A 12,659-nucleotide genomic window follows, 5' to 3' on the forward strand; every position below is an offset into this window, starting at 1 on the left:
CCAGCCCGGTGCATTCGCCATGACAAGCAAGTGAAATTGCGGTATCAATAAGGCTTTCCCCCATCTGGCCGTATTGTGTCTTCACCTGCCCCCTCCCCGCGCAGCGCCCTGGCGCTGGCACAGTTCAAGATCCTGCTTTCCGCCATCGGCTTTGGCAGCATGGCCATCCTGGCGCGCTTTGCCTATGCCGACGGCGTGTCCACGCCCAGCCTGCTGTTTCTGCGCTTTTTCCTGGCCGGCGTATTGTTGCTGCCCTGGGTGCTGTGGAAAAAGCTGCCGTGGCCACGCGGGCGCGCGCTGCTAGTGCTGATGGGCATGGGCAGCCTGGGCTATGCCGGCATGGCCGCCTGCTATTTTTCCGGCCTGCACTATGCCAGCGCCGGCACCATCGCCCTGCTGCTCTACCTGTTTCCCGCCATCGTGCTGGTGCTGTCCACCCTGCTGCTGGGAGAGCGTTTCAGCACCCGGCGCATGCTGGCACTGGCGCTGGCCATTGGCGGTTTGGCCATCACCATCGGGCTGGAGCTAAGCGCGCAGCCACTAGGCCTGCTGCTGGGGCTGGGATCGGCCATCATCTATTCGCTGTACATCCTGGCCGGTAGCCGTTATGCAGCGGATTGCAATCCGCTGACCTCAGCCTGTGTGGTGGTGTTTTCCGCCGCCAGCTGCTACGGGGTGTATCTGGCCAGCACCGGTTTTCACGGCCCGGCCAGCCTGCATGGCTGGTTATCGGTATTGGGCATTGCCTGTCTTGGCACGGTGGCCGCACTGGCGCTGTTCCTGTCCGGGCTGGCCAAAACCGGGGCCACCCAGGCCTCGTTGATTTCCACGGCCGAACCAGTGGTCACCATCCTACTGGCCTGGCTGCTACTGGGTGAACCGCTGGGCTGGAGCCAGGCGCTGGGCGGTGCACTGATATTGTCCGCCGTGGTGTTGATCAGCCGCGAAGCACGGCCAGAGCAGGTGCAACTGACCGAGCTGCATGACTAGAACCGGGCGACACGGGAGGGAGCATCAATGAAATACGGTCTGAGCGTCCTGCTGATGGCAGGACTGTGCAGCAACATGGCGCTGGCTGCCAGCGACAGCTGCCAGAATGCCATGACGCAGACGGACATGAATGTCTGCGCGGCCAAGGCGCATGATCTGGCGGATAAGCAGCTGAACAGCCTCTACAAACAGTACCGCCAGCGCCTGGCTGCCGACGACCAGCAACGGCTGACTGTTGCCCAGCGTGCCTGGATAGGCTACCGGGATGCCGCTTGCCGCTTTGACACCGCTCAGGTCAGCGGCGGCAGCATTTTCCCCACCATCTGGTTACAGTGCCTGACCGGCAAGACGGAGACACGCATCAAGGAGCTGCAAAAACTGATGCAATGCAAGGAGGGTGATCTGGACTGCCCTTCACTGCAATAAAGCGGCAGGAGGCAAGCTGCTCTGTCTGAACATAGGGGATGCTTTGCATGAGCAGCTGGCTGCAATTGGCTGCCCACCCTGACCGGCGACTCAGGCCCCGGCTTTCCAGTGCCCGCTCTTGCCGCCTTCTTTTTCCTGCAACTGCACGGCAGATATCACCATGCCACGGTCCACCGCCTTGCACATATCATAAATAGTCAGCAGGCCGACGCTGGCGGCGGTGAGCGCTTCCATTTCCACCCCGGTCTGGCCACTGCATTCGGCGGTTACGGTAATGCTGACGCTGCTGGCTGCTTCATCCAGCACAAATTCAACGGCAACGCGGGTGAGCGCGATGGGGTGACATAAAGGGATGATGTCGGCGGTACGCTTGGAGGCCATGATGGCGGCGATGCGGGCAATGCCCAGCACGTCGCCCTTTTTATGATTGCCATCGCGGATTAGGGCCAGGGTGGCGGGCAGCATGCGGATACTGCCCTGCGCCACCGCACGGCGACGGGTGATCTGCTTGTCGCCAACATCCACCATATGGGCCTGGCCGCTGGCATCGAAATGGGTTAATCCGGACATGAAAACCTCCCGCAAGCAGCAACCGTGGGCTGCCGTCAGATAAAGATGGCTGGCAGTGTGCCGCTAGCGCAGCAACCTGGCAATCAGCCAGAAGAGGGAGAGCAGCAAGCCCAAACCGCCGGTCCATTTGCATAGCCGCAGACTGAGCGCCAGGTAGCGCGGGTTGCGGGTGAGTGCATAACTGATGGCTGACCAGCCAAACGCCAGGATGATGACAATCGCCCACCGCCGCCACCACAGCAGCATGGCTACACCACCTCGGGCAGGCGATGGAAGCTGGACGGCGCATCCAGCGGGTCGACAAAGCTGGCGTATTCCCAGGCATCCGGGGTTTCCAGCAGTTTGCGCAGCAGCTTGTTGTTCATCGCATGGCCGGATTTGTGGCCGGAGAAGGCCGCAATCAGCGGATGGCCGACAATGTACAGGTCGCCGATGGCGTCCAGAATCTTGTGGCGTACGAATTCGTCGGGGAAGCGCAGGCCTTCCGGATTGAGCACGTACTCGTCATCAATCACGATGGCGTTATCCAGGCTACCACCCAGTCCCAGACCATGCTGACGCATGTATTCCACTTCGTGCATGAAACCAAAGGTGCGGGCGCGGCTGATTTCATCCAGATAGGAGCTGTTGGCAAAGTCGATTTCGACTTTTTGCGGTGCCAGATTGAAAGCCGGGTGATTGAATTCGATGGACAGGGTGATCTTGAAACCGTCCATCGGGTCCAGCCGGACCCATTTGTCGCCTTCAACAATTTCCACCGGCTGTTTCACCCGGATGAAACGTTTGGGCACGGACTGCTCGACCACTCCAGCGCTTTGCAGCAGGTAAATGAAGGGGGCGGCGGAGCCATCCATGATGGGGATTTCCGCCGCCGTCACCTCGACCACAAGGTTGTCGATGCCAAAGCCGGCAAAGGCTGACATCAAATGCTCGATCGTGCCGACACGCACGCCGGTGTCTGTCACCAGCGTGGAGGAGAGGCGCGTGTCGTTGACGAGCGCAGGCTCGACTTTCACATCCACCGGCTCGGGCAAGTCGGTTCGGCGAAAGACGATGCCGGTGTCGGGCGCTGCCGGCAGCAGGGTGAGTTTCACCCGCTCGCCAGAATGCAAGCCGACACCTGTGGCGCTGATCGCTTGTTTTAGCGTGCGCTGGAATATCATGTGAAGCTCTCAGGCAATCGGGAAAACCCGATTCTAGCACAGGCCGTGGCCATGCTTTATTGATTGCTTGTCACAGATAAATAGTTTTTAACTATTTTACCAAGCGTGTCCTTTTCAATCGGCCTGCTTGCGCAGGAAGGCCGGAATATCATAGCTGTCGCTGACTTCCGGGTTGGAGAAGTCGGTGGATGGCGCAGCGCGGCGACGGCCCTGACGCATGATGGCCGGGGTATCGAAATCGTCGTAGTTGATGACTTCAACCGCACGGTCGTCGGTGCCGGTCTTGACGATCTTGATGTATTCCGGACGCTCTTCGCGTACCGGCTTTTGCTGGCCCAGGCCGGTGGCAATCAGGGTGACACGGATGGTGTCTTCCGGCATTTCTTCCACTTCGGCGGTACCGAACTTGATCTGTGCATCTTCGTCGGCGTACTGACGGATGATGCCCATGATTTCGCGGTATTCGCTCATCTTCAGGCAACCCGGTGCGGTGGAGATGTTCACCAGCACGCCACGTGCGCCTTCCAGGGTGATGTTGTCCAGCAGCGGGCTGGCCACGGCTTGCTCGGCGGCCACGCGGGCACGGTCGATACCGGAGGCGTAGGCGGAACCCATCATCGCCAGGCCCATTTCACCCATCACGGTGCGTACGTCGGCAAAGTCGACGTTGATCAGGCCGGGGCAGGTAATCACTTCGGCGATCCCGGCTACCGCACCCTTAAGCACGTCGTCGGCAGCACGGAAGGCTTCACGCATGGTGACATCGTCGCCCAGCACTTCCATCAGCTTTTCATTGGGGATGACGATCAGCGAATCGACATGCTTTTTCAGGTCTTCAATACCGCTCTGTGCCACTTTCAGGCGCTTGCCTTCGTGGTCGAACGGACGGGTGACCACACCCACGGTGAGGATGCCCAGTTCCTTGGCCACTTCGGCCACCACCGGGGCGGCACCGGTACCGGTACCACCACCCATACCGGCAGTCACGAATACCATATTGGCGCCGCGCAGGGCATCGGCGATGCGTTCGCGGTCTTCCAGTGCGGCGCTGCGGCCTACTTCCGGGTTGGCACCGGCACCCAGACCACGGGTCAGGTTGTTGCCCAGTTGCAGCTTCTGCGGCGACTTGTTGCGCTGCAGGGATTGCGCATCGGTATTGGCGCAGATGAATTCAACACCATGGACATGGCTGCTGATCATGTTGTCGATGGCATTGCAACCGCCGCCACCTACACCAATTACTTTGATCACAGCCGCGTTGGCGGTCTCTTGCATTACTTCAAAAACCATTCCGCTCATTTGCCTCTCCTCAAGTTTAAGATGAGCTTGCATTCCACTATTTACTGCTGCCCGAAAAACAAAAATCACAGCAGCGGCCACCCGGCCGCCGTTGCTTAGAAATTACCGGCGAACCAGGCCTTCATGCGGCCAAACAGCTGGCCCACACCCGCGCTTTCCACTTTGGGTCCGCTATGGGTCTGGATCTGGTCCTTGCCGTACAACAACAGGCCGACACCGGTCGAGAAACGTGGCGTCTTCACCACCTCGGCCAGGCCACCTACATACTTGGGTACGCCCACGCGCACCGGCATGTGGAACACTTCTTCTGCCAGTTCCACCATGCCCGGCATCAGGCTGGCACCACCGGTCAGCACGATGCCGGAGGACAGCAGGTCCTCGAAGCCACTACGACGCAGTTCCTGCTGTACCAGCTGGAACAGTTCTTCCACCCGCGGCTCCACCACTTCTGCCAGGGTGGCGCGCGACATCTGGCGCGGCCCGCGTTCGCCCACGCCCGGTACTTCGATCATCTGGCCCGGATCGGCCATGGTGACCAGCGCCACTGCGTGCTGGATCTTGATGTCTTCCGCTTCCTTGGTGGGGGTACGCAGGGCCATGGCGATGTCGTTGGTGATCTGGTCACCGGCAATCGGAATCACCGCGGTATGGCGGATGGCACCGTTGGCATACACCGCGATGTCGGTAGTACCGCCACCGATGTCGATCAGGCACACGCCCAGGTCTTTTTCGTCTTCCGACAGCACGGCAATGGCCGAGGCCATCGGTTGCAGCACCAGGTCGGACACTTCCAGCCCGCAACGACGCACGCATTTGGTGACGTTTTGCGCAGCAGACACCGCGCCGCTGACGATGTGTACCTTGGCTTCCAGTCGTACGCCGCTCATGCCCAGCGGTTCGCGCACGCCTTCCTGGCCGTCGATGCTGTATTCCTGGGTGAGGATGTGCAGCACCTGATGGTCCGGCGGGATAGTGACGGCGCGCGCGGTTTCAATCACGCGGTCGATATCCATCTGGGTGACTTCGCGGTCCTTGATGGCCACCATGCCGTGCGAGTTGATGCTCTTGATGTGCGAACCGGCAATGCCGGCGAACACTTCGTGAATCTTGCAGTCGGCCATCAGCTCGGCTTCTTCCAGCGCGCGCTGGATGGCCTGCACGGTGGATTCGATATTCACCACCATGCCGCGCTTCAGACCACGTGACGGGGTCTGACCCATGCCGATGATGTTGAGCTGGCCGTCATCCAGGACCTCCGCGACAATCGCCACGATCTTGGACGTTCCGATGTCCAGGCCGACCAGCATGTTCTTGCTTTCCTTAGGTTTGCTCACCTGTCGCTCCAGCTAGGTATTACTTTTTCACTTGTGCCGGCGGGGCCTTGTAATCAGGCATCCGCACAGCAAATCCATTGGGGTAGCGCATGTCCACGTAATCAATGTGGTAAGGCAGCGCTGCCAGCTTGTCTTTCCAGTACAGGGCGAATCGTTCCACCCGCAATTCCACGTCGCCACGACCCAGATCCAGCTTGATGTCGTTGTCCAGCCCTACCTGCCAGGCCCGACGTGGCGACAGCCAGATGTCCTTGGGGGCCAGCCCCGTCGGCTTCAGGCCCTGACGCAAACGCGCCAGCATGGCTGTCATGTCTTTTTCTGCCCCTGCCGGGCCGTAAAACACCGGCAGCTGCTGGTCGCTGGCGGCATCGAAGCGGTCACCGTGGCTGTCCACCAGCCCGTTTTCGCCCCAGCGCGCCAGCGCCACGTGTTCTTCCACTGCAATTTCCAGTGCATCCGGCCAGCGCCGCCGCACCTGGGCGTCCCGCACCCATGGCAGCTTGCCGAATGCTGCCCGCGTCTTGTCGATGTCCAGCGTGAAGAAGGTTCCGGTCAGTTCGTGCTCGGCAATGAAGCGCAACTGTTCCGGCGTCACTCTTTTCATCTGTCCCTGGATCTGGATTTTCTTCACCGGAAACACCGGTGCATGCGTCACCCAGAATCCACCTGCGTACAGCAACATCAGCAGCGAGGCACCCAGCAGGAAATTGGCCAGGCCTTTCAGCAGCTGATGGTTATCCCACATGCACCATATCCAGCACGTTCAGGCAGAGGTCCTCATAGCTGATGCCCTGGGCGCGTGCGGCCATCGGCACCAGGCTGTGACTGGTCATGCCCGGATTGGTGTTCACCTCCAGCAGGTAAATCCCGCCAGCTTCATCCATCAGGAAATCCACCCGGCCCCAACCCTGGCCACCCAGTACCTGGAAGGCTTGCAGGCACAGTGCGCGGGCGCGTTGCTCTACTTCTGCACTCAGGCCGGACGGGCAGCGGTATACGGTGTCGTCACGGAAATACTTGGCCTGATAGTCGTAATACTCGGTGGCCGGTTCGATCTTGATGGTGGGATAGGCCTGGCCATCAATCACGGCACAGGTGTATTCGCCACCACCGACAAAGCGCTCGGCCAGCACCAGCGGGTCGTACTTACGGGCTTCTTCAAATGCGGCTTGCAGTTCACCCGGCTGCTTTACCTTGGTGACGCCGATACTGGAGCCTTCGGTCGCCGGCTTCACGAACAGCGGCAGGCCCAGACGGGCTTCCACGGCGGCAAAGTCGCTGTTTTCGTCCAGCAGTTCGAAGTCGGGAATCGGCAAGCCGGCACCACGCCACAGCAGCTTGGTGCGCCATTTGTCCATGCAGATGGCCGATGCCATCACGCCACAGCCGGTATACGGAATGCCCAGCGTTTCCAGAGCGCCCTGCAGGGTGCCGTCTTCGCCAAACGGGCCGTGCAGGATGATGAACACGCGCTCGAAGCCTTCTTCCTTCAGCGCAGCCAGCGGCTTTTCCGCCGGGTCGAAGGCATGGGCGTCCACACCGCGCGAACGCAAGGCATTCAACACGCCGTTGCCGCTCATCAGCGAGATTTCACGCTCGGCGGAGCTGCCACCCATCATCACTGCCACTTTGCCGTACTGCTTCATTTCTCTTCCTTACTGGGAGGGTCTGTCCCCTCCCGCCAAAATTCGCCTGTCGCTTACAGCTTGCCGGCCACCAGCTTGCCCGGCACCGCGCCGATGGAGCCGGCACCCATGGTGATGACCACATCGCCATCGCGGGCGATATCCATGATGGTGCGCGGCATGTCGGCAATCAGCTCAACGAACAGCGGTTCCACCTTGCCCGACACGCGCACCGCGCGCGCCAGTGCCCGGCCATCGGCGGCCACGATGGGGGCTTCGCCGGCGGCATACACTTCGGATAGCAGCAGCGCGTCCACCCCGTTCAATACCTTGACGAAGTCTTCAAACAAATCACGGGTGCGGCTGTAGCGGTGCGGCTGGAAAGCCAGCACCAGCCGCTTGTCCGGGAAGGCACCACGTACCGCGGACAGCGTGGCGGCCATCTCCACCGGGTGGTGGCCGTAATCGTCCACCAGGGTGAAGCTGCCACCATCCGGCAAGGCCACCTCGCCATAACGCTGGAAGCGACGGCCCACACCGGCAAACTCGGCCAGACCGCGCTGGATGGATGGAATATCGGCACCGCATTCCAGACCAATGGCGATGGCCGACAAGGCATTCAGCACGTTGTGACGGCCCGGCAGGTTGAGCAGCACCGGGAAACGCTGCTGGCTGCCGTTGTTGATCACCACGTCAAACTGCATCTGGCCACCGGCGGCAACCACGTTGTCGGCATAGATGTCAGCGGAGTCATCCAGACCGTAAGTGGTAACCGGCTTGGTGATGCGGCTGCGGATTTCACGCACGTTCGGGTCGTCCACGCACAGCACCGCACGGCCATAGAACGGCAGCCGGTGCAGGAAGTCGACAAAAGCCTGTTTGAGCTTGTCGAAGCTGTGGTCGTAGGTATCCATGTGGTCGGCGTCGATATTGGTGACCACGGCCATCACCGGGGTGAGGTGCAGGAAGGACGCGTCGGATTCGTCGGCTTCGGCCACCAGGAACTCACCGGAACCCAGCTTGGCATTGGTGCCAGCCGCGGTCAGCTTGCCGCCGATCACGAAAGTCGGGTCCAGCCCGGCAGCCGCCAGCACCGATGCCGTCAGGCTGGTGGTGGTGGTTTTGCCGTGGGTGCCTGCAATGGCAATGCCCTGCTTGAAGCGCATCAGCTCGGCCAGCATCATGGCGCGCGGAATCACCGGAATGCGACGCTCACGGGCGCGCAGAACTTCCGGGTTGTCCGCCTTCACTGCGGTGGAGGTCACCACCACATCGGCACCTTCCATATAGGTTGCATCATGGCCAAAGAACACGCGTGCACCCTGGCTTGCCAGGCGCTGGGTGGCGGCACCATCGGCCATGTCCGAACCGGACACGGTGTAGCCCAGGTTCAGCAGAACCTCGGCGATGCCGCACATGCCGACACCACCGATGCCGACGAAGTGAATGTGTTTGACCCTGTGTTTCATGTTCTTTCTCGTTGCTTCTGGCCGCTTGTGGCTGCCGTATTACTGTTCGTCTGCCAGTGCTTCACACACATCGGCCACCCGGGCGGCTGCCCCCGGTCTGGCCAATGCGCGTGCCTGACTGGCAAGTTCCAGCAGACCTTCCCGATTCAGTCCGGACAAAACGTCTGCCAGCTTTTGTGCTGTCATTTCCTGCTGCGGCAAGTGAATTGCCGCACCTGCTGCTGCCATCCACTTGGCGTTGTCGCGCTGGTGCGCGGTGGTGGACACCACCAGCGGCACCAGAATGCTGGCCACGCCTGCCGCGCACAGCTCGCTTACCGTAATGGCACCGGCGCGGCAGATGATCAGGTCGCAGTCGGCCAGGCGGCTGGGCATGTCATCGATAAACGGCAACAGCGTCACATCCTGTTCCAGCCCGGCGGCACGATAAGCTGCCTGCACCTCGGCAAAGTTGGCCTCACCGGTCTGGTGGGTCAGCTGCGGGCGTTTTTCCTGCGGCAGCAGTGCCAGCGCCTGCGGCAGGGTCTGGTTCAGCACCCGCGCGCCCAGGCTGCCACCCACCACCAGCACGCGCAGCGGGCCGCTACGACCGGCCATGCGCTGTGCCGGTGCCGGCAGGGCTTCGATTTCCTGGCGTACCGGGTTACCGGTCACCAGCGCCTTGGCCCCGCTCTGGGCGGCGCTGCCGTCAAAACCGCACACCAGCTTGCGGGCAAACGGCAGCAAGGCCTTGTTGCTCAACAGCAGGCTGGCATCGGCATTCACCAGCACCAGCGGTTTCCACAGCAGGCCGCTCATCACACCACCCGGCAGGCAGACATAGCCACCCATGCCCAATACCACATCCGGTCGATGACGCAGCAGCAGCTGTGCCGAGCGTACAAAAGCGCCGCACAGCTGCAACACGCCCTTGAGCGAGCCCAGCAAGCCCTTGCCGCGCACGCCATGAAACGCCAGCCGCTCCAGCGGAATGCCGGTGGGTGGTACCAACTTGTTTTCCATGCCGCGCTCGGTACCCAGCCACACCACTTTCCAGCCGCGCGCCTGCAGCGCTTTGGCCACGGCAAGGCCGGGGACGATGTGTCCACCCGTACCAGCTGCCATTACCATGACCGTTCTGTTCGTCATCTTCATCAAACCTTGTAACCGCGCATGATGCGCTGTTTTAGCTTCGTCCTGCGGCCTCGCAGAAACCGCCACAACCGGGCTTGCGCCCTTACGCGCCTGTCGGCGCTTGTCCTGCGCGGCTACACTTTGTAGCCGCGCATGATGCGGCGGTTTTCATAGTCAACCCGCAGCAGCACGGCCATGGCGATGAGGTTCATCAACATGGCCGAACCACCAAACGACATCAGCGGCAGGGTCAGGCCCTTGGTGGGCAACAGGCCCATGTTCACGCCGATGTTGAAAAACACCTGAATACCCAGCCAGATGCCCAGCCCCTGCGCTACCAATGCCTGGAAAAAGCGCTCCAGTTTTTTCGACTCCACGCCGATGTGAAACGCACGCCGCACAATCCAGGCATACAGGCCGATCACCACACAGATGCCGACAAAGCCGAATTCTTCCGAAATCACCGCCATGATGAAGTCGGTATGGGCCTCGGGCAGGTAGAACAGCTTTTCGATGCTGGAGCCCAGTCCCACGCCATACCACTCGCCACGGCCAATGGCGATCAGCGAATGCGACAGCTGGTAGCCCTTGCCATAGGGGTCGTCCCACGGGTCCATGAAGCCCAGCACCCGCTTGAGCCGGTATGGCGAGGAGATGATCAGCAGCACGATGGCCACGGCAGCCATCACCGCCAGACCGGAGAAAATGCGCATATTGATGCCGCCGAGGAACAGCACGCCCATGGCAATCGACATCACCACCATCAGCGCGCCGAAGTCCGGCTCGCGCAGTAACAGGAAGGCCACCATCACCATGGCGGCAAACATCGGGGCAAAGCCTTCTTTCAGGCTGTGCAGCTTGTGGGTTTTGCGCACGGTGTAGTCGGCGGCATAAATCACCGTGGCAAACTTCATGATTTCCGACGGCTGCAGGTTGAGCACAAACAGGTTGATCCAGCGGCGCGAGCCGTTCACCACCCGGCCGATACCGGGAATCAGCACCAGCACCAGCAGCACGATGCCCAGCAGGAACAACTTGCCGGCGTACTTCTGCCAGATGCGGGTAGGCACCTGGAACATCACGTAGGACGCGGAAAGGCCGATCACCATGAAAATGATGTGGCGGATCAGGTAGAAATAGCGGTTTTGCGTGGCCACATCGGCCTCGGCATAGGCAATCGACGCCGAGTACACCATCACCAGGCTGATGGACAGCAGCAGGGCCAGGGCCCAGGCCAATGCCTCGTCAAACGGTTTGATGGCGGTGTAGCGACGCGCCGAGTGCACGATCATGGCTGCCCCTTTCCGGTCGCGGCCTTGATCTGCGCCACGGTGTCGATGAACACCTGGGCGCGATGGGCATAATTGCGGAACATGTCCAGGCTGGCGCAGGCCGGCGACAGCAGTACCACATCACCCGGCTGGGCCAGCGTAGCGGCGGCGCGGGTAGCCTCTTCCAGCGTGGCGAAGTCTTGCATTGCAACGCCGCTGTCTGCCAGTGCGGCACGGATGCGGCCGGCGTCACGGCCAATCAGCAACACGGCGCGGGCAATGCGCTGGCAAGCCGGGGCCAGCGGGCTGAAATCCTGACCCTTGCCATCGCCACCGGCAATCAGCACCACCTTGCGGGTCATGCCGTTGAGGGCGGCCTCGGTAGCGCCGACATTGGTGCCCTTGGAATCGTCAATCCAGGCGATGCCGTCAAATTCGTCCACCAGCTCCACGCGGTGCGCCAAACCCTGGAAGCTTTGCAGGCCTTGCAGCAGAGCGGCACGCTCCAGCCCGATGCTGTCGCACAAGGCCAGCGCGGCCAGTGCGTTGGCGGCATTGTGCAGGCCTTGCAATTGCAGCTTGCCCTGCGACAGCACGGTCTCGCCCTGTGCGCTGAGCCAGTATTGGCCATCCTGCTGGGTGAGGCTGTATTCCACCGGCTGCTTGAGCGAGAACCATTTGACCACATGGCCGGGGCGCACCATGGCCGGAGCCAGGATGTCGTCGCGGTTCAGCACCTGCACACCCTGGCCGTTGAACACAGCCGTCTTGGCGTGGGCGTAGTCCAGCAGGTCGTTGTAGCGGTCCAGATGGTCTTCGGAAATATTCAGCACGGTGGCGGCATCGGCCTGCAGGCTGTAGGTGGTTTCCAGCTGGAAGCTGGACAACTCCAGCACCCACACGTCCGGCTGCTTGCCGGACTGTTCGCGTTCCAGCAGGGCTTCCAGTACCGCCAGGCCGATATTGCCGGCCACGATGGTATCCATCCCGGCCTGCTGGCACAGATGGCCAACCAGGCTGGTGACGGTGGTCTTGCCATTGGAACCGGTAATGGCAATCACCTTGCTGCCATTACCCTTGATGGCGCGTGCCAGCAGTTCCACATCGCCCACCACTTCGCCACCGGCGCGACGGAAAGCATCTACAGCCGGGTTCTTCAGCGGTACGCCAGGGCTGAGCACCAGCATGTCGACACCGGCAAAGGTGGCGGCATCGAAAGCGCCGACACGCAGTTCGGCAGCCGGCACATGGCGCTGCAGTTCGGCCACGCGCTCTGGCGCGGGCTTGCTGTCGGCCACCACCACGCGTGCGCCGTGGGCAGCCAGATAGCGCGCGGCAGCCAGCCCCGAGCCTCCCAGCCCCACTACCGCGATGTGTCGATCAGCAAAGTTCATGAGCC

At 61.5% G+C, this 12,659-nt stretch carries 13 protein-coding genes; 2 read left to right on the forward strand and 11 right to left on the reverse strand.

The window, feature by feature from the left end; genetic code table 11:
• Window positions 1–75: 75 nt before the first annotated feature.
• Together GSR16_RS19200 and GSR16_RS19205 are read left to right on the forward strand one after the other, a co-directional pair.
• The gene (locus tag GSR16_RS19200) at window positions 76–990 is read left to right on the forward strand and encodes a DMT family transporter (RefSeq protein WP_240902543.1); all 915 of its coding nucleotides are present in this window, start codon (window positions 76–78) and stop codon (window positions 988–990) included.
• Window positions 991–1,017: 27 nt separating this feature from the next.
• On the forward strand, window positions 1,018–1,416 hold the full coding sequence (locus tag GSR16_RS19205) for a lysozyme inhibitor LprI family protein (RefSeq protein ID WP_205677465.1): 399 nt from the start codon (window positions 1,018–1,020) through the stop codon (window positions 1,414–1,416).
• Between the two features lie 90 nt (window positions 1,417–1,506).
• Here the strand turns inward: GSR16_RS19205 and moaC are convergent, their stop codons facing one another.
• The 11 genes from moaC to murD form a co-directional block, all read right to left on the reverse strand.
• Window positions 1,507–1,986, reverse strand: a complete 480-nt coding sequence (gene moaC / locus GSR16_RS19210; protein WP_159880200.1) for a cyclic pyranopterin monophosphate synthase MoaC — start codon at window positions 1,984–1,986, stop codon at window positions 1,507–1,509.
• A gap of 63 nt (window positions 1,987–2,049) precedes the next feature.
• On the reverse strand, window positions 2,050–2,232 hold the full coding sequence (locus GSR16_RS19215) for a hypothetical protein (protein ID WP_159880202.1): 183 nt from the start codon (window positions 2,230–2,232) through the stop codon (window positions 2,050–2,052).
• Window positions 2,233–2,234: 2 nt separating this feature from the next.
• Entirely contained in the window at window positions 2,235–3,146 is a 912-nt protein-coding gene (gene lpxC / locus GSR16_RS19220; RefSeq protein WP_167522582.1) for a UDP-3-O-acyl-N-acetylglucosamine deacetylase, read from the reverse strand.
• Window positions 3,147–3,263: 117 nt separating this feature from the next.
• A complete protein-coding gene (ftsZ, locus tag GSR16_RS19225) occupies window positions 3,264–4,448 on the reverse strand; it encodes a cell division protein FtsZ (protein ID WP_159880206.1) in 1,185 nt (394 codons plus the stop codon).
• 95 nt (window positions 4,449–4,543) lie between these two features.
• Window positions 4,544–5,755, reverse strand: a complete 1,212-nt coding sequence (ftsA, locus tag GSR16_RS19230) for a cell division protein FtsA (protein WP_231960293.1) — start codon at window positions 5,753–5,755, stop codon at window positions 4,544–4,546.
• Window positions 5,756–5,801: 46 nt separating this feature from the next.
• Window positions 5,802–6,527, reverse strand: a complete 726-nt coding sequence (locus GSR16_RS19235) for a cell division protein FtsQ/DivIB (RefSeq protein ID WP_159880208.1) — start codon at window positions 6,525–6,527, stop codon at window positions 5,802–5,804.
• Entirely contained in the window at window positions 6,517–7,428 is a 912-nt protein-coding gene (locus GSR16_RS19240; protein ID WP_159880210.1) for a D-alanine--D-alanine ligase, read from the reverse strand. The genes GSR16_RS19235 and GSR16_RS19240 overlap by 11 nt, the downstream gene beginning before the upstream one ends.
• Window positions 7,429–7,481: 53 nt before the next feature.
• Window positions 7,482–8,876: a UDP-N-acetylmuramate--L-alanine ligase gene (gene murC / locus GSR16_RS19245; RefSeq protein WP_159880212.1), complete on the reverse strand. Its 1,395-nt coding sequence runs from the start codon at window positions 8,874–8,876 to the stop codon at window positions 7,482–7,484.
• A 39-nt stretch (window positions 8,877–8,915) separates the two neighbouring features.
• The gene (gene murG / locus GSR16_RS19250) at window positions 8,916–10,004 is read right to left on the reverse strand and encodes an undecaprenyldiphospho-muramoylpentapeptide beta-N-acetylglucosaminyltransferase (RefSeq protein ID WP_159880214.1); all 1,089 of its coding nucleotides are present in this window, start codon (window positions 10,002–10,004) and stop codon (window positions 8,916–8,918) included.
• A gap of 119 nt (window positions 10,005–10,123) precedes the next feature.
• Window positions 10,124–11,281, reverse strand: coding sequence for a putative lipid II flippase FtsW (gene ftsW / locus GSR16_RS19255; RefSeq protein ID WP_159880216.1), 1,158 nt, complete (start codon window positions 11,279–11,281; stop codon window positions 10,124–10,126).
• Window positions 11,278–12,654: a UDP-N-acetylmuramoyl-L-alanine--D-glutamate ligase gene (gene murD / locus GSR16_RS19260; protein ID WP_159880218.1), complete on the reverse strand. Its 1,377-nt coding sequence runs from the start codon at window positions 12,652–12,654 to the stop codon at window positions 11,278–11,280. Before murD ends, ftsW begins: the two co-directional genes overlap by 4 nt.
• Window positions 12,655–12,659 lie beyond the last annotated feature (5 nt).

This window comes from Aquitalea denitrificans (assembly GCF_009856625.1).
Taxonomy (GTDB): domain Bacteria; phylum Pseudomonadota; class Gammaproteobacteria; order Burkholderiales; family Chromobacteriaceae; genus Aquitalea; species Aquitalea denitrificans.